Here is a 16,951-nt window from a genome sequence, read left to right on the forward strand (position 1 = left end):
GCAACAGCTGGCACTAGCTCAGCACTTTTCCTCGTTCCGTGCCGAGCAGAGTTGCTCGCCGGCAGCATCCGACGGACAGAGCGACGCCTTGCCCGCGGTACGCAAGCTCCGACAGGCTCCGCAAATCGAGGTTACCCACCCCTTGCATGACATCATGGTCTCCGGCCCCGCCTCGGCGAGCAATTCCCGCAGGCGTTCGAAAAACTCATCCTGGCTGACGCTGTTCCCGCCGCAACCGGTCACGAAAACCACCCGGTTGCCACCAGCCTGAACCGCCGCATCGAGGCGGCTGACGGCCAGGCGCAACAACTCGTCGGTCGTGGTTGCCGCACTGTCTTCCGGCAATGCAGCAACACCAGCACTAACCGTGGCGACGACGCGCTCACCACGCAGGGAAATTTTTGCCGCAGCCAATGCTTTGCAAATACGCTTCGCGAAGCTGACACACTGCTCACGGCCGGCCGTCGACGAGATGATGGCAACGCGGCCACCGACCAGATGCAGCACGCTTTCGTTGCTCCGTATCTTGCTGGCCAGCAGGCGAGAAAATTTCAGAACAACCGAGTCGGCAACCTCTGATCCGTAGCGCAGCCTGAAATTCTCATAGCCATCGAGCCCGAAGACCAGGGCACCGCCCGGCGGAGCACCTTTGATCTCGGAAAGCGAGGACTGCAGACAATGTTCGGCTGATTCGCCACCCAACCCTAATGTCGGGGCGGGATTGTCGACAAATGGCTCACCAGTCAGGCCTGCCAGCCGACCGACCCGCGAGATGAAATCGCCCAGACCGACCTCACTCTGACTCCCGAACTCCGCGGCTTGCAATTCGGAAGCCGATGGATCCGCCGGATCGGGATTACCGGCATGAACGCGCTCGCCGGCGCCAGAACAACTCAGTTCGAGCAAGAGATTCTTGAGCGCCGGACCGGCCGTTTTTTTCGGGACGAACTCCGACACGCCAAGCTGCCGCGCCACGTGATGCCCAGAGGCGGCAAAGCTGTCGGAGACCAGAAGAAAGAAAGGCAGGCGATTCAGGCGCGGCAACTTGCTGGCCCGAAGTCGCTCGACCAGTCCCGCCCCTTCAAGATGGGTTATATCCAGTCCGGAAACGACCGCGATGATCGACGAATCGAGAACGAGAGTTTGCCAGGCCGACTCGGCGCCGCCCTCTTCGCAAACATTGAAACTCCCGCGTAAATACTTTGCCAACGACGCCCGAACCACCCTCGAGGCATCGACGATCAGAACCTTCGGCAACTTTGTCATATCTCTTCCGTACAGAATCGACAGTTTCTTGCGGTCGCTCAACTTCTATGACCAATTGCCTAGTTTACTTGATTCAACAGGATCGCGTAGTCATATTGGAATGCCATTTATTGATCGAGATCAAGACTATCCATTTTCTCCTCCTCTTCCCGGGTTCTTGATTTTGTTGCCGGCTTGGGCCATATTGCGAACTTCACATTGCCAGTCTCAATCCCCATCCGACCATGAACGCGAATTCCCTCTACCCTCTGGCCGCCATTTCGGCACCGTCGGTCGTCGTACGCGTAGTCGTCGTAGTAGGCGTCGTTACGCACGCGCCGTCGCGGATCGGGTAAGGCAAACAGACAGACTTCCCAAACCCCCGCCGGCGCAAACCGGCGGGGGTTTTGTTTTTGGAGCCCGCCGGTTGCACCACCAACCACCACGGAGAACTCCATGACAGAAACCCTGACCGGTGCCCAGCTCACCATCCGCCTGCTCGAACGCCAGGGCATCCGCACCGTCGCCGGCATTCCGGGCGGTGCGATCCTGCCGATTTACGATGCCCTCGGGCAATCGCACCTGATCCACCACGTCCTGGCCCGCCATGAGCAAGGCGCCGGCTTCATGGCTCAGGGCATGGCCCGGGTCAGCGGCCAGCCGGCGGTCTGCCTGGCATCTTCCGGCCCCGGCGCCACCAACCTGCTGACGGCGATCGCCGACGCCAAGCTCGATTCGATTCCACTGGTCGCCATCACCGGCCAGGTGCCGCGCGCGATGATCGGCACCGACGCCTTTCAGGAGGTCGATACCTACGGTCTGAGCATCCCGATCACCAAGCACAACTTCCTGGTGTCGTCGGCTGCCGAATTGCTCGAAGTCATTCCCCGCGCCTTCCAGATCGCCGCCTCGGGTCGGCCCGGCCCGGTGCTGATCGACATCCCAAAAGACGTGCAGACCCAGGCCATTGAAATCGGCGCCTGGCCCGAACCGGGTGCCGCCCTGACCCATGAACCGGCCGCGCCAGGACTGATCACCGAAGCCGCCGCCCTGATCAACGCCGCCGAACGACCCATCCTCTATCTCGGCGGCGGCGTTGTGCACTCCGGTGCGGCAATGGCAGCCATCGAACTGGCCGAAAGGGCTAGCCTGCCGACCGTGATGACGCTGATGGCATTGGGCGCCATGCCGGTCGATCACCCGCTGTCGCTCGGCATGCTGGGCATGCACGGCGCCCGCCACACCAACCTGGCGCTCGACGAATGCGACCTGCTGATCGCCGTCGGCGCCCGCTTCGACGACCGGGCGACCGGCAAGGTCGCCCAGTTCTGCCCGCAGGCCAGGATCATCCACATCGACATCGACCCGGCCGAACTCGACAAGATCAAGACCGCCCACATCGGCATCACGGCCGACGTCAAGGAAGCGCTCGCTCAGTTGCTTCCCGGCATTGCCCGAAACGAGCGGCACACCTGGAGCGCGCGCATCAACGAGTTGCAGGCCCGGTTTCCCTTCACCCCGCCCGCGGATGACAACCCGCTGTCGCCCTTCGGCCTGATCCGAACCGTTGCCGCCTGCCTGGACGACGATGCCCTCATCGCCACCGACGTCGGCCAGCACCAGATGTGGGTGGCGCAGTATTACCCGCTGCGCCGGCCGCGCCAGTGGCTGACTTCGGGCGGACTGGGCACGATGGGCTTCGGCGTCCCGGCTGCGATCGGCGCCGCCCTGGCCGCCCCTGACAAAACTGTGGTCTGCTTCACCGGCGACGGCTCGATCCTGATGAACATCCAGGAACTAGTCACCGCCGCCGAGGAGAACGTAAATCTGAAAATCGTCCTGATGAACAACGCGACGCTCGGTCTGGTCCATCAGCAGCAGACCCTGTTCTATGGCGAACGGCTGTTCGCCTCGCAATTCAAGAGCACGCCGGATTTCGTCAAGGTCGCCCAAGGCTTTGGAATCCGGGGAGTCGATCTCGATCACGCCGCCAATCCCTGCGCGGCACTAATGGAGGCCATCGCCCACACCGGGCCATGCCTGATTCACGTCAGCATCGATGCCGAACAGAAGGTCTACCCCATGGTGCCGCCGGGCGCCGCCAACCGCGACATGATCGGAGCCTGAAATGAACGCCATCAACCGCCATGAACAACAAGCCATTTCCCGCGCTGTGCTGGAAATCGACGTCAACAATCACGCCGGGGTCATGTCGCATGTCGTCGCTCTCTTTTCAAGGCGCGCCTACAACGTCGAGGGCATCCTCTGCCTGCCGGTCAACGACGGCAAACAAAGCCGGATCTGGCTACTGGTCAATGAAGACACGCGCCTTGACCAGATGATCAAGCAGGTGGAGAAACTGGAAGATGTGATCGCGGTTCGCCGGCACACCGCCGATCACGCGGTGTTCGGACAACTGGAGGAGTTCTTCCAGCCTTGAGGCCGGTTGCCGGACCACGGCGCGCCTCGCCTACTCCGGAGCGCGCCGGGCTTTTCTCGCCTTGGCCAGCGTTTCGTAGGCATGAATGATCTGCAACTGCTCGTCGCTGATCGACTCGAAGCGCAAGCCGACCAGATGCTGGTGCCCCACCCGGCGGATGCGCATCACGCTGACGTAGGCCTCGACCGTACTGGCCAGATCCGGCGATTCAATGGTGCAGATGCCGACTTCGCCGCTCGGCTTGGCGCCGAGGACGGCGACATCGAGCATGACGCCGACACCGGTCACGGAAATATCCGCCGCCGGAAACTCGAAGCTTTTTCCACCCAGTTGCAATTGCACCCGGCCCTGCAGGTTGAAGCGAAGGGAGCGACGGCGTTCTCTCACGGTGACGACTCTTTCAGGAATGACAGCGCATTTTCCCACGCCGGGGCACATGCCGCAAAAATGAATCCGCGCAATGCGACACGGCTCAAATCCAGGCGGCCGGCGCCCGGCTATACTCGCGATGACTTCAATTCACCGCGCCCCCATGACGACCAGCCCCATCCTCTGGCAGACCTGCCACAGCTATTCCGACATCCTTTTCGAAACTACCGAAGGCATCGCGAAAATCACCATCAACCGCCCGGAACGACGCAACGCCTTCCGCCCGGAAACGGTCGGCCAGTTGATCGATGCCTTTCACCGCGCCCATCACGACAACGGCATCGGCGCCATCATCCTGACCGGTGCTGGCGATGAGGCCTTCTGTTCCGGCGGCGACCAGAAGGTGCGCGGCAACGAAGGCTACATCGACGAAGGCGGCACGCCGCACCTCAACGTCCTCGACCTGCAAATGCAGATTCGCCGCTGCCCGAAGCCGGTGGTCGCCATGGTCGCCGGCTATGCCATCGGCGGCGGCCATGTCCTACACCTAGTCTGCGACCTGACGATCGCTGCCGAAAACGCCCGTTTCGGCCAGACCGGCCCGCGCGTCGGCAGTTTCGATGCCGGCCTCGGTGCCGGCCTGATGGCCCGCACCATCGGCCTCAAGCGGGCCAAGGAAATCTGGCTGCTCTGCCGCCAGTACGATGCCGCCACGGCACTCGACTGGGGGCTGGTCAATGCCGTGGTTCCCATTGCCGACCTCGAGGCGGAAACGGTAGCCTGGTGCCGCCAGATGCTGCAACTGTCGCCGATGGCCCTGCGCATGATCAAGGCCGGCTTCAACGCCGACACCGATGGCCTGGCCGGCATCCAGGAACTGGCCGGCAACGCCACCGGCCTTTTCTACATGAGCGAAGAAGGCCAGGAAGGACGCAACGCATGGCTTGAGCGCCGCCCGCCCGACTTCGGAAAATTCCGCAAACGGCCGTGAACATCGTCGCCGCCGACTGGCTGCCCTATACCCTCCCCTTGCTGCGCCCGTGGCAAACCAGCCAAGGGAGCTTCAGCGAGCGTCAGGGCAAGTTGCTCCGCCTGCGCACTCAGGATGGCCGGAGCGGCTGGGGCGATTGCGCCCCCTGGCCTGCATTCGGAATCGACGAAGTTGCCGCCACCGGATTCGCCGAAGAGACGGCGATGCTCGACCTCGCTGCCCAACAGGCCGGGCTGCCGCTCGACGCCTGGCTGAGCGGCAACCGGCCGCTTGCCGGTCTCGCCGTCAACGCCATGCTGGGCGCGCTCTCCGGAGTCGATGAAGCGCGCCTGGAGCAGGCCTTGGCCGAAGGCTACTCGGTGCTGAAAATCAAGGTCGGGACCGGCCGCTGGCGGGATGAAATCGCTCGTCTGGAAAGCCTGGCCGGGCGACTGCCAGCCGGCCGGCAATTCCGCCTGGACGCAAATGCCGCCTGGGAGATCGCCGATGCCCGCAGCTTCCTGCTGGCCTGTAACGGACTGCCGGTCGAAGGGCTGGAGGAGCCGCTGCGCCGGCCAACGCTGGACGCCCTCGCCAGCCTGCAATCGATGGTCGCCTTTCCGCTGGCGATCGATGAGTCGCTGCAGCTGATCGACTCGCAGTTCTTCAGTTGCCCGGCAGTCGGGCGCCTGATCCTCAAACCGGCCCGCCACGGCGGACTACTGGCATCTCTGGGAATAGGTCTGCAGGCGCGGGCAGCGGGCATCGAATGCATCGTCACCTCCAGCCTGGAAAGCGCCTGCGGCCTGCTGGCCTGCGCTCATCTTGCGGCAGTAATCGCTCCCCGCTCGACACACGGGCTGGCGACCGCCGAGTGGCTGGCCGAAGATACCGGCCCACCACCATCAATCAGCAACGGGTGCCTGTCTTTGCCGGGCACTGCCGGCCTCGGCTTCATTCCAGGGTTGGCCCGCGGCGGCGAGCAACCCGCATAGTTTTTCCGGGCCAGGCGGCCGAAGACTATTTTTTCTCGACCTTACTGTCGTCGGGATCGAACTGGAAACCGGTGAACATGTTCCGCGTCTGGCTTTGCAGTTGGTCCTGCATCGACTGAAACATTTTTTTTGACTGGTCCATGTAGGCACTCATCATGCTCTGCATGGCCGGTTGCTGAAAATTAAGAAACTGGTTCCAGAAATCCGCTTGTAGGTGGGTGTTGTCACCAGCGCCATACATGGTGCGCGACTGGTCCTGCAACTTGTTCTGGAAATCGACGAAAGTCCGCATGTTGTTTTCCAGATACTTGCCGAGCATGCCCTGCATGGCGCTACCGTAAAAGCGGACGAATCCTGAAAGCAACTCGCAGGAGAACAGCGGCACGCCGCCGGTTTCTTCTTCGAGGATGATCTGGAGCAGGATGCTGCGCGTCAAATCTTCCGCGGTTTTGGCATCGACCACCTTGAATACTTCGAACTTGAGAACCAGATCCTTGACATCGCTGAGCGTGATGTATGCACTCGTCTTGGTGTCGTAGAGACGACGATTGGGGTATTTTTTGATCAGACGGACAGGTTCGGTCATGCAGCGATCCTCGATACTAATTTGTGTGCAGTGCAACATTATAGACAAGAAAATAGGCACCCGGAGGTGCCTATTCGTGTTGCGGCGCAAAATTCAGCACCGATTCATGTCGATCTCTGCAGATTACTGGTAGTACAGACCGCCGTTGATGTTCATCGTCGCGCCGGTCATGAAGGCGGCGAGGTCGGAAGCTAGGTAGGCGCAGGCGCCACCAATTTCTTCCGGCTTGGCCAGACGCTTCATCGGCACGGTGTCGATGATGGACTGCAGCACTTCCGGCTTGATCGCCATGACCATCTTGGTGGCAACGTAGCCCGGGCAGATGGCATTGACGGTCACGCCCTTGGCGGCCAGTTCGGCAGCCAGTGCCTTGGTGAAGCCGATGACGCCGGCCTTGGCAGCGGAGTAGTTGGTCTGGCCAGCCTGACCCTTGACGCCGTTGACCGAAGAGATGTTGATGATGCGACCCCAGCCACGCTCGGCCATCTTGGCGGAGACTTGCTTGGTCATGTTGAACAGGGAGGTCAGGTTGGTGGCGATGACCGCATCCCAGCCGTCCTTTTCCATCTTGGCGAACATGCGGTCACGAGTGATACCGGCATTGTTGACCAGGATGTCGACCGGGCCGGCAGCCGCTTCGGCTTCGGCAACCATCTTCTGGCAATCTTCCAGCGAAGCGACGTCGCCCGGCACGCAGACGAAGTCATTGAAGCCGGCAGCGGCCATTTCCTTCAGCCATTCTTCCTTGTTATCGAACTGCGGATGATAGGAGGCGACAACCTTGTGGCCGGCCTTGGCCAGTTCCTGGCAGATTGCGGTTCCGAGACCACCCATAGCGCCGGTAACGAGAGCAACACGTTGCGTCATAGTATTTCCTTCCTTTTGTTGATATGTACAGCGGGGTAATAGCGACGGTCAGTACATGTGCTGGCCGCCGTTGATGGAGATATTGGCTCCGGTGACGAATGCCGCTTCATCCGAAGCGAGATAGGCCACCAGGCCGGCAATTTCCTCCGGCTTGCCCAGTCGATTGACCGGGATCTGCGGCAGAATTTTGGTGTCGAGAATTTCCTGCGGGATGGCTGTCACCATCTTGGTGCCGATATAGCCCGGCGAAATGGTATTGACCGTCACCCCCTGCTTGGCCACTTCCAGCGCCAGCGCCTTGGTGAAGCCGTGCATGCCGGCCTTGGCCGCCGAATAGTTGGTCTGGCCGAAAGCCCCCTTCTGGCCATTGACCGAAGCGACGTTGATGACGCGTCCCCAGTGGCGCTCGACCATGCCATCGACGACCTGCTTGGTCATGTTGAACACCGAGTCGAGATTGGTATGGATCACCGCATCCCAGTCGGCCTTGGTCATCCGCTTGAAGGTCATGTCGCGGGTGATGCCGGCATTGTTGACCAGCACGTCGACCGGCCCGACTTCGCGGGTCACGGCTTCGACACAGGCCTGTGCCGAATCGAAATCGGTGACGTCGCATGGATAGGCCTTGAAGCCGTAGCCCATGTTGTTCATCGTCTTCAGCCAGTCCTGAACCTTGGCATTGCCGGGCGAATAAGTCGTCACCACCTTGAAACCCAGCGCCGCCAGCTTGATGCAGACCGCCTCGCCAAGACCGCCCATTCCGCCCGTGACCAGTGCAACTCGAAACATGGTTCCCCTCCTCCAGAATTTCTGTTCTAGACCGCGCGTTCTCTGACGTAACGCCCGGGTGCCGGTTCGATCGGCTTGTACTTGGTACTACCCGGTTTGCGCGGCGCCCGCAGATCGCCGGCCAGCGGCTTGAGCCAGCTCGCCCAGTCGGACCACCAGCTGCCTTTTTTCTCCTCGGCGGCGGCCAGCCAGCCTTCGGAGTCGGATTTCACGTCGTCATTGACCCAGAAGCTGCGCTTGTTCTTGCTGACCGGGTTGATCACCCCGGCAATGTGACCCGACGCACCGAGAACGAATCGGACTGGGCCGCCGAGAATGCGGGTGCTCAGGTAGGCCGATTGCCAGGGAACGATATGGTCTTCGCGCGTCGCCAGCAGATAGACCGGCATATCGAGCGTACCCAGGTCGACGCGCTGGCCGCACATGTGCAACTTGCCAGGCAAACGCAGGTTATTTTCCAGATAGAGATTGCGCATGTACCAGCAGGCGAACGGCCCCGGCAGGTTGGTCGAATCCGAATTCCAGTAGAGCAGGTCGAAAGCCTGGGGTTTCTGGCCTTTCAGATAATTGCCGGCGACGTAGTTCCAGACCAGATCGTTGGCCCGCAGGAAGGAGAAGGTGTTCTGCAGATCGCGTGCCGGCAGCAGACCGCCGTTACCGATCGTCGCTTCGCGGGTGGCGAGGCCCTGCTCGTCGATGAAAAGGCCGATCTCGCCGGTATCGGAGAAATCAAGCAGCGTGGTCAGCAGGGTCAGCGATGCCACGATGTCCTGGCCGCGCGCTTTCAGAACCGCCAGTGCCGAGCTCAGGATCGTGCCGCCAACGCAGAAGCCGAGGGCATTGACCTGCTTGACCTTGCAGATTTCCTTGGCGACCTGCAGTGCGACGATCGGACCCTGTTCCAGGTAATCGTCCCAGGTCACGTTGCCCTGTTCTTCCTTCGGGTTGCGCCAGGAAACCAGGAACACGGTATTGCCCTGCTCGACCATGAAGCGGATCAGCGAGTTCTCCGGCTGCAGGTCCATGATGTAGAACTTGTTGATGCAGGGTGGCACCACGACCAGCGGCCGCGTACCGACCTTGGGCGTCAGCGGCGCGTATTGGATGAGCTGCATCAGCTCGTTTTCATAGACGACGGCACCTTCGGTCGTCGCAATGTTCTTGCCGATCTCGAATACCGATTCGTCGGTCATCGAGATGCGGCCCTTCTCGAAATCCTTGATCAGGTTGTTGATGCCGTCGGTAATGCTCTGGCCCTTGGTTTCGACCGCCAGTTTGATGAACTCGGGATTGGTCGCGGCGAAATTGGACGGCGCCATCGCATCGGCCACCTGGCGCGCCAGGAAGCGCATGCGATTCTTCGCCTTGTCGTCTTCCGCAGGAATGACCTCGACCACTTGCTTGAGGTACTGGGTGTTGAGCAGATAAGCCTGGTGCAGATAATCGTAGATCGGGCTTTCGCGCCACTCGGGGGCGGAAAAACGGCGGTCGCCGGGCTCCGGCGCAACCTTGAAAGCCTGTTCCTGCCCTTGCTGCTTGGCCAGCACGGCTTGCCAGAGAGACATCTGTTGATCCATGAACTGCTTTTGCAGTGCGGTCAGGGCCTGCGGATCGACTGGCGGAGGCGGTGTCGTGGCAGCCGGGCTCGCAGTCTTGCCGAGATACTCCATGAACTGCTGCGCCATGTTTTGTCCAGCCTGCATGAATTGCATGGCAGAACCCAAAAATGCGTCGTTATCGTTCGATCCCTGCGCCATGGGAAACTCGTCTCTATTGTTGTCGGGGTTTGAGCCTTTGGATTCTGCATACCGGCCTGAGCGCTGTCAATGCATAATTAGGGCATGTACATCATCGCTATCGGCTGGCTTTACGTCACAGTGCTTGTTGCTGCCAACGAACCCAGCGTCATTGCCGGCATCGTCTCTTTCCTTTTCTACGGACTGCTCCCCTGCGGCCTGCTGCTCTGGATGAGCGGCAGCAAAGTGCGCCGGCAACGGCATGCCTATCGCGAAAAGCTACTCGCCGACCAGCGTCTGGACGACGGCAATCGAGGCGATGCCGAGGCAGATCAGTAGGACCTGCTGGATCGTCGCCCGCAGTTCGGTCCGTTTGTGCAAACCGGGGATCAGGTCGGCCACCGCAACGTAGATCATGCTCGCCGCCGCCAGGCCGAGCAGCGTGGGAATCCACTCCTGCATGCCGGAGAGCGCAAAGTAGGCCAGCATGGCACCGACTAGCGTCGCCAGGCTGGAGAGCAGGTTGAAGGCCAGCGCCCGGAAGCGGCTGTAGCCGGAATGCAGCAGGATCAGGTAGTCGCCGACTTCCTGCGGGATTTCATGGGCGATGATGGCGAGCGCCGTGACGATGCCGACTTCCGTGCTTTGCATGAACGCCGCGGCGATCAGGATGCCGTCGACGAAATTGTGGAAGGTATCGCCGACCAGGATCAGCAGGCCGGAGCGCCCGTGATCATGGGCCGGCGCGTGTGCGTCGTGCGCCTCGCAGTGGTCGTGATGACAGTGCCGCCAAAGGACGAGCTTTTCCAGCACGAAGAAAACCATGATGCCGAACAGCACCGTCCCCGCCATGCGGTGCGGGTCGCCGTGCTCCAGCGCATGCGGCAGGATTTCCAGGAAAGCGGCACCGAGCAGGGCGCCGATCGCATAGGAAATTAGCACGTTGATGCGGTTAGCCCCCAGCGCCATGCTCAATCCGGCGGCCGCGACGACGCTCAGGACGCCACCGGCCAGCGATACGGCAATGATCCAAGAAAGAGTGCTCACGACTTCTGTTGGTTGGAGAAAGGCGCGGATTATACGCTTGCCGCGCGGTTCGACTGAACGCTCAGCGCTTCGTCGAGCAGCCAGGCGCGGAAGGCTGCGACCGAATGGCGATGGGCCACCGCCTTGCGCATGACCAGGAAATAGGCATACGGCGACGGCACGGCGATGTTGAAGGGCACGATCAAGCGGCCCGCTGCGACATCCGCCTCGACTAGCGGCTTTAAGGCCAGCGCCACGCCCTGCCCGTCGAGCGCCGCCTCTACGGCCAGCACGGCATTCGAGAAGCGCGGCCCGCGCTCGGCATCGACCGTATTCACGCCGGCGCTGGCCAGCCACTCCCGCCAGCCGGGCTGGCGTTCCTCGTCGTCGATGGTTTCGTCGTGAATCAGGACATGCCCGGCCAGATCCTGCGGCACGACCAGCGGCCGCTGCGCACTGGGCAGTCGCGGACTGCAGACCGGCAGCCAGTCGGGCGCAAAAATCTGCTCGACCTGCAGCCCGGGATAATTGCCGGTCCCGTAGCGGATGGCCAGTTCGCTGCCCGCCTCGCGCAGATCGAGCCGCTCGCCGTCGCGCAACAGCGTTTCGCCACGCCGATCGACACTTCCGCCGCTGCTCGCCAGGCGCAACACGACCTCCGGATAGGCGGCCGTGAAACGCGGCAGGCGGGGCACCAGCCAGCGCGTCGCGAACGACGGCGGGGCGGTCACAGTCAACACGCCTTCGACCGCCTGCCGGGTCCCGTCGATCGCTGCCGCAAAGCATTCGAAGCCTTCCCGGATCTTGGGCAGCATGGCCCGCCCCTGGGCGGTGATTTCCAGCGCCCGGGTCAGGCGACAGAAGAGACTGACGCCGAGATAGCTTTCCAGGGCCTTGATCTGCTGGCTGATCGCCGCCGGCGTGACGTGCAGCTCCTCGGCCGCCTTCTTGAAACTCAGGTGGCGGGCGGCCGATTCGAAGGCGCGCATGGCGGATAGCGGAGGAAGACGATAGGTCACGGCAGACACTTAAGTATTTCTAAACCGTCACATCATAAATAGTCGTTTGCCGCGCGGCAAGGCGCTCACTATCTTGTCGCCACCGGCCACCGATTGGGCCGCATCGCAACGTCTTCATCAAAGGAATTACCGCCATGAACAAATCCCTGCTCGCTGCCGCCCTGCTGGCCATCGCCCTGACCGCCTGCAACAAGAAGGAAGAAGTCGCCGTCAGCTTGCCGGCCCCGGCAACCGCCCCGGCGCTGCCGCCGGCCGCCCTGCCGACCGAAGCCGCCAAGCCGGTCGAAGCGGCCGGCCTTGCCGCACCGGCCAATCCGCAGCCGACCGCGCCGGCCGCCGAGAGCAGCACCGCACGCTGAGCCCGTGCCGGCCAACGCGTAAGTTTTATTTATCCATCGGATAAAAATATCTCGTTCGTTGGCCAATCCGGCTTTTGGTAGATTGCAGCTCCTCCCCCAGACCTTAATGCGCTTTGGATCTGGATTTGAGCCCGCCTTGTGCGGGCTCTTTTTTTAGGAGTCACCTGTTGATCAATCACCCTACTGGAGCGTCGAAAAAATGACTGGAGCTTCCCGCATCCTTAACGCCAACTTGCGCGGCAAGATCATGTCGGCCACCGAAGCGGCCAACCTGATCCCGTCCGGGGTCAATGTCGGCATGAGCGGCTTCACCGGCGCCGGGTATCCGAAAGTCGTCCCTTCGGCACTGGCCAAACGCATCATGGATGCGAACCTCTATGGCAAGAAATTCAAGATCGGCGTGTGGACCGGCGCCTCGACCGCTCCCGACCTCGACGGTGCGCTGGCCATGGTTGATGGCGTCGAGATGCGCCTGCCCTACCAGTCCGACCCGACCTGCCGCAAACGCATCAATGCCGGCGAGATGGAATACATCGACATCCACCTGTCGCATGTCGCGCAGTTCGTCTGGTCCGGCTTCCTCGGCAAACTCGACTTCGCCGTCGTCGAAGTCGCCGGCATCCTCGAAGATGGCCGCCTGATTCCCTCGTCCTCGGTCGGCAACAACAAGACCTGGCTGGACCAGGCCGACAAGATCATCCTCGAGGTCAATTCCTGGCAGAACCCCGCCCTCGAAGGCATGCACGACATCTACTACGGCACCGCCCTGCCCCCGCACCGGCGACCGATTCCGCTGCTCCGGACCAGCGACCGGATCGGCGAGCCTTACCTGCGCTGCGATCCGTCAAAAGTGATCGCCGTGGTCGAGACCCACAGTCCCGACCGCAACTCCGCCTTTGCCGCGCCGGATGAGAATTCGCGCAAGATTGCCGGCCATATCCTCGAATTCCTCGAACACGAGGTCAAGATGGGTCGCCTGCCAGCCAATCTGCTGCCGCTGCAATCGGGCGTCGGCAATATCGCCAATGCCGTGATGGCCGGCCTCAACCAGGGTCCGTTCGACAACCTGACGGCCTACACCGAGGTCTTGCAGGATGGGATGCTGGAGATGATCAAGTCGGGCAAACTGGCCTGCGCCTCGGCCACCGCCTTCTCGCTGAGTTCCGGCGCGCTGGCCGAATTGAATGCCGACCTCGAGCGCTATCGCGACCAGATCATCCTGCGTCCGCAGGAGATCAGCAATCACCCGGAAGTCATCCGCCGCCTCGGCGTCATTGCCATGAACGGCATGATCGAGGCCGACATCTACGGCAACGTCAATTCGACGCACGTCATGGGCACCAAGATCATGAACGGCATCGGCGGTTCCGGCGACTTTGCCCGCAACGCCTTCATCTCCATTTTCATGACTCCATCGCAGGCCAAGAACGGCGAGATTTCCTGCATCGTGCCGATGGCGTCGCATGTCGACCATACCGAGCACGACGTCCAGGTCCTGGTCACCGAGCAGGGCCTGGCCGACCTCCGTGGCCTGTCGCCCAAGCAACGCGCCAAGGTGATCATCGAGAACTGCGCCCATCCGCACTTCAAGCCGGGCCTGATGGACTACTACAAGCGCTCGCTCGAACATTCTCCGGGCAAACAGACGCCGCATCTGCTCGACGAGGCGCTGAGCTGGCACCTGAATTTCCTGCGCAGCGGCCGGATGTAAGCCCGGTATCGTCTCCGGGCTGCGGCAACCCCGCCGCCCGGAGACGATGCATCAAGCCTCGCGATAGGCCAGCGTCAGCGGTGCTTCGTGCTGGAGTCTTGCCCCGAACAGCCTTTGCAGCATGCGCTCGACCGAGAGGATGACCAGAATGCGCTTTTCGGCATCCGCCGGATGCGGCTTGACCAGGCTTTCAGTCAGCGACTTGCCGTTGGCCAGCATGCCGGGAATCGGCTCGATCCGTTCGGCCGCAATCTCCGGAATCTCGCCCAGCTCATCGACCAGGATGCCGAAGCTGATCCGCTGCTCCGGACTTCTGATCACGACGATCTGCCTCGCCTCGAGCGCGGTCGGACGACCGGTCAGCAACGCGGCCAGATCGAAGACGGTTATCGGCTGGTCGTCGTGCATGACGCAACCGCGCGCCCATTCGGGTAGCCCCGGAATGACCGTGATGTCGCCGGCATCGATGGCTTCGACGACCAGGCTCGAAGCCACGCCGTACCAACTGTCGCCAATATAGAAGGTGGCAATCTCGACCGCATCCTCGCCGCCCGCCTGACGGCTTGCATAGCTGGCTTTATCGGTCCGCTGCAGCAGGCACTGCTCATCCGGGCGCAGCACCCGATCCGACAAGGGAACCAGCACCAGGGCGACGACCGCGTTGCGATAGGCGTCGCTGGCACTCTTGTACTCCCGGTACCCGGCCGACATGCGGGCGCCGACGGCAAAGTAGCGCCCCCTGAACTCGACGATGTTGGCGTATTCTCCGCCCGGCTCGAGGGTGAAGAACTCGCGGCCGATCTCGAGGCGCATGCCGGAAGCCAGCTCCGGATCGGTACTGGCGATCACCCGGCCCTCCTGGTCGGTGAACAGCGCGAAGGCGCCGTCGACAATGGCGCCGTCTTCGGTGCGGGGCAGCGCGTCCTCAAGCATGGCGGCAAACTGGGTGGCGGAATCGAAAATGATGGCGATGCCGCCGACCGGGTCACCCCGCTCGCCCGGTGCGCGAATCGCGGCCGCATAGATATAGGTTGGCAGGTTGGCGTAGAGCGGCGACGGCGCGAAGGGCGAAACGCAATAACTCTGGCTGTCCGGCAGGGACAGGGTCTTTCGCATCCACTCAGTCTGCAGGGTCTGGCCGAGCATGTCGTTGTAGGCCGGATTGGCCACGGCCACCACCTTGCCGGCACCGTCGAAGATCAGCAGGTTGGCATACACCGTATACAAACCGTTGATCGAGCGCAGGATGGCCGTCAGTCCTTCGCGCCGCGCCTCGCCGCCCTGCGCCAGCGCCCCGCGGAAGGCGCCGGTCAGCGCCCACCAGCGGCAGTCATTGGCCCGTTCATAGAGATTGCGGTCCATGATGTCCATGGCCAGCGCCGCCTGCGCCGAGCAATCCGAAATCGCCGCCGAAACGACGGTTTCGTAGAGATTGGTCGTCGATTCGCTGAACACGCTGCGCGTCTTCATACCCGTGCTGCCGATCTCCCAGAGCAGCACCTTGGCGAAGGAGGTGTTCAGGGCATGGCTATCGCGCGACAGCCAGACGTTGCCATTCCACACCGCGCGGTTCAATTCGTGCTGGATGCTGGTCGCGCGCAGCGGGATGTCGCGCAGCTCGGCGGAAAACAGGGTGGCGGTTTCTAGCACCCCGGCGCGAACGGATTCGGGCACCTCGTCCAGCTCGCCGGCCAGGGACATTTCAAATGCATGATTGAGCGGCGCCAGGGCATGGCCGCGCCAGCCCGGGCCGCGATACCCCTGGTAGCCATGGCTCTGGCAGGTACTGGCGAGATATTCCCGGCCGGCGAAGCGGGCGATCCGGCACTCCTCATCGTCGCCCCCGGCCAGCCGGGCGCCCACCGGAAACTGGTAGGGGTCGCTGCTGGCGATGACCCGGCCCTCAGGGGAGAGAAAGGTGATCACCGTCCACTCGTCCTCCTCGAGCAGGCTGCGAAAGATCCGCTCACACTCGTCCTGGAAGCGGAAACACAGACAAAGCACGCCGACCGGATGGCTGTCATCCGCCGCCATCACGCGGTAGGAATAGATCAGCGGCGAGCTCTCGCCCGGCAGCAGGTCGCTGGCGCGAAAAGTCTCGACGTAGGCGGCTTCGGTGGCCAGCGATTCGGCGATCAGCGGGTCGCGCGAAGCGGCGAGCGGAATTTCTTCATCGAGGCGGGCGAGCACCTTGCCGTCCGGCGCCACCAGGATGATGTCGTGATAGACAGAATATTTGCGGACATATTCGTCGAACCTCGCCCGCAACGCCGGGCGTTGTTCCGCAGCCGCCACCGGGTCGCTGCCGGCGATTTCGGCAAAGGCCTGGATCTCGCTGTCGGTCGCCAGAAAGCCGATATCGGCGGTGCGCTCGAAGAGATTGCGCACCAGAATGTCGATCGCCACCCGCGCATCGGAGCGCAGGCCAAGCACGGCCTTCTTGCGCAGCTCCTGGGCCAGTTGGGTCATCAGGACATCGGCCAATTCCTTGAAGTCGGCGCGCATTTGCGTGATATCTGTACCGGCGCACAGCAGTTGCCCGAGCAGGGTCAGGTTGTCATAGACGCTCTGAATCTCGCGCAACCGACCCTGATCCTCGCGCAGGCCGAGCATGAACCCGGAGAGGTAGTTGATATCAGTAGAGGGGCGTTCAAGACGGTTTTTTCTCATGGCGGGCTTCCTTTGCATTGTTACGGACTGTGCAACGCAATAGCCATACCAGTTAAATTAAATACGCAACACATTGAATAAATTTAATATTTTTACAAACCTGCATTACGGATTTAAATCTCGCACCAAGATCGTGCCCGCTCAGCACAAGAAAACCTGAGGCGCCCAT

The 16,951-nt window shown here is 62.0% G+C and carries 16 protein-coding genes; 7 read left to right on the forward strand and 9 right to left on the reverse strand.

From position 1 onward, the window contains the following. Positions 1-18 precede the first annotated feature (18 nt). Positions 19-1,266, reverse strand: coding sequence for a diguanylate cyclase (locus NQE15_RS16925; RefSeq protein ID WP_265942943.1), 1,248 nt, complete (start codon positions 1,264-1,266; stop codon positions 19-21). A gap of 435 nt (positions 1,267-1,701) precedes the next feature. On the opposite strand from NQE15_RS16925, the gene ilvB reads away from it, so the two are divergent. Further along, positions 1,702-3,372, forward strand: coding sequence for an acetolactate synthase large subunit (ilvB, locus tag NQE15_RS16930; protein WP_265942945.1), 1,671 nt, complete (start codon positions 1,702-1,704; stop codon positions 3,370-3,372). A 1-nt stretch (position 3,373) separates the two neighbouring features. Beyond that, on the forward strand, positions 3,374-3,685 hold the full coding sequence (ilvN, locus tag NQE15_RS16935; RefSeq protein WP_265942948.1) for an acetolactate synthase small subunit: 312 nt from the start codon (positions 3,374-3,376) through the stop codon (positions 3,683-3,685). A gap of 30 nt (positions 3,686-3,715) precedes the next feature. Here ilvN and NQE15_RS16940 read toward each other — a convergent pair whose 3' ends face one another. Further along, positions 3,716-4,072 carry a PilZ domain-containing protein gene (locus NQE15_RS16940; RefSeq protein ID WP_265942950.1) on the reverse strand — a complete coding sequence of 119 codons (357 nt, stop codon included), beginning with the start codon at positions 4,070-4,072 and terminating at the stop codon, positions 3,716-3,718. A gap of 145 nt (positions 4,073-4,217) precedes the next feature. Between NQE15_RS16940 and menB the strand changes: the two genes are divergently transcribed. Both menB and NQE15_RS16950 read left to right on the forward strand, forming a co-directional pair. Continuing rightward, positions 4,218-5,045, forward strand: a complete 828-nt coding sequence (menB, locus tag NQE15_RS16945; RefSeq protein WP_265942951.1) for a 1,4-dihydroxy-2-naphthoyl-CoA synthase — start codon at positions 4,218-4,220, stop codon at positions 5,043-5,045. Further along, entirely contained in the window at positions 5,042-6,019 is a 978-nt protein-coding gene (locus tag NQE15_RS16950) for an o-succinylbenzoate synthase (RefSeq protein WP_265942953.1), read from the forward strand. The genes menB and NQE15_RS16950 overlap by 4 nt, the downstream gene beginning before the upstream one ends. A gap of 25 nt (positions 6,020-6,044) precedes the next feature. Here NQE15_RS16950 and phaR read toward each other — a convergent pair whose 3' ends face one another. The 4 genes from phaR to phaC all read right to left on the reverse strand — a co-directional run bounded on the left by phaR (position 6,045) and on the right by phaC (position 9,973). Next, complete coding sequence (gene phaR, locus NQE15_RS16955) at positions 6,045-6,605, reverse strand: polyhydroxyalkanoate synthesis repressor PhaR (protein ID WP_265942955.1); 561 nt, start codon at positions 6,603-6,605, stop codon at positions 6,045-6,047. Positions 6,606-6,728: 123 nt separating this feature from the next. Beyond that, positions 6,729-7,472 (reverse strand): acetoacetyl-CoA reductase, encoded by a 744-nt coding sequence (gene phbB, locus NQE15_RS16960; RefSeq protein WP_265942956.1) that lies wholly within the window; start codon positions 7,470-7,472, stop codon positions 6,729-6,731. Between the two features lie 48 nt (positions 7,473-7,520). Beyond that, positions 7,521-8,261, reverse strand: a complete 741-nt coding sequence (gene phbB, locus NQE15_RS16965) for an acetoacetyl-CoA reductase (protein WP_265942958.1) — start codon at positions 8,259-8,261, stop codon at positions 7,521-7,523. A 26-nt stretch (positions 8,262-8,287) separates the two neighbouring features. Then, the gene (gene phaC / locus NQE15_RS16970; protein ID WP_265942960.1) at positions 8,288-9,973 is read right to left on the reverse strand and encodes a class I poly(R)-hydroxyalkanoic acid synthase; all 1,686 of its coding nucleotides are present in this window, start codon (positions 9,971-9,973) and stop codon (positions 8,288-8,290) included. Positions 9,974-10,102: 129 nt separating this feature from the next. On the opposite strand from phaC, the gene NQE15_RS16975 reads away from it, so the two are divergent. Continuing rightward, positions 10,103-10,336, forward strand: coding sequence for a hypothetical protein (locus NQE15_RS16975; RefSeq protein WP_265942962.1), 234 nt, complete (start codon positions 10,103-10,105; stop codon positions 10,334-10,336). Here the strand turns inward: NQE15_RS16975 and NQE15_RS16980 are convergent. Continuing rightward, a complete protein-coding gene (locus NQE15_RS16980) occupies positions 10,277-11,044 on the reverse strand; it encodes a ZIP family metal transporter (RefSeq protein WP_265942964.1) in 768 nt (255 codons plus the stop codon). The two genes, NQE15_RS16975 and NQE15_RS16980, sit on opposite strands and share 60 nt — an antisense overlap. A 29-nt stretch (positions 11,045-11,073) precedes the next feature. Continuing rightward, entirely contained in the window at positions 11,074-12,051 is a 978-nt protein-coding gene (gene gcvA, locus NQE15_RS16985) for a transcriptional regulator GcvA (protein WP_323054903.1), read from the reverse strand. 125 nt (positions 12,052-12,176) lie between these two features. Here gcvA and NQE15_RS16990 point away from each other — a divergent pair, with 125 nt between their 5' ends. Both NQE15_RS16990 and NQE15_RS16995 read left to right on the forward strand, forming a co-directional pair. Beyond that, on the forward strand, positions 12,177-12,401 hold the full coding sequence (locus NQE15_RS16990) for a hypothetical protein (RefSeq protein WP_265942966.1): 225 nt from the start codon (positions 12,177-12,179) through the stop codon (positions 12,399-12,401). Between the two features lie 199 nt (positions 12,402-12,600). After that, the gene (locus tag NQE15_RS16995; protein ID WP_265942968.1) at positions 12,601-14,112 is read left to right on the forward strand and encodes an acetyl-CoA hydrolase/transferase family protein; all 1,512 of its coding nucleotides are present in this window, start codon (positions 12,601-12,603) and stop codon (positions 14,110-14,112) included. A 51-nt stretch (positions 14,113-14,163) separates the two neighbouring features. Here NQE15_RS16995 and NQE15_RS17000 read toward each other — a convergent pair whose 3' ends face one another. Next, positions 14,164-16,782 carry a chemotaxis protein CheW gene (locus tag NQE15_RS17000; RefSeq protein WP_265942970.1) on the reverse strand — a complete coding sequence of 873 codons (2,619 nt, stop codon included), beginning with the start codon at positions 16,780-16,782 and terminating at the stop codon, positions 14,164-14,166. Positions 16,783-16,951: the final 169 nt, after the last annotated feature.

The sequence above is a fragment of the Dechloromonas sp. A34 genome (genome assembly GCF_026261605.1).
GTDB lineage: Bacteria > Pseudomonadota > Gammaproteobacteria > Burkholderiales > Rhodocyclaceae > Azonexus.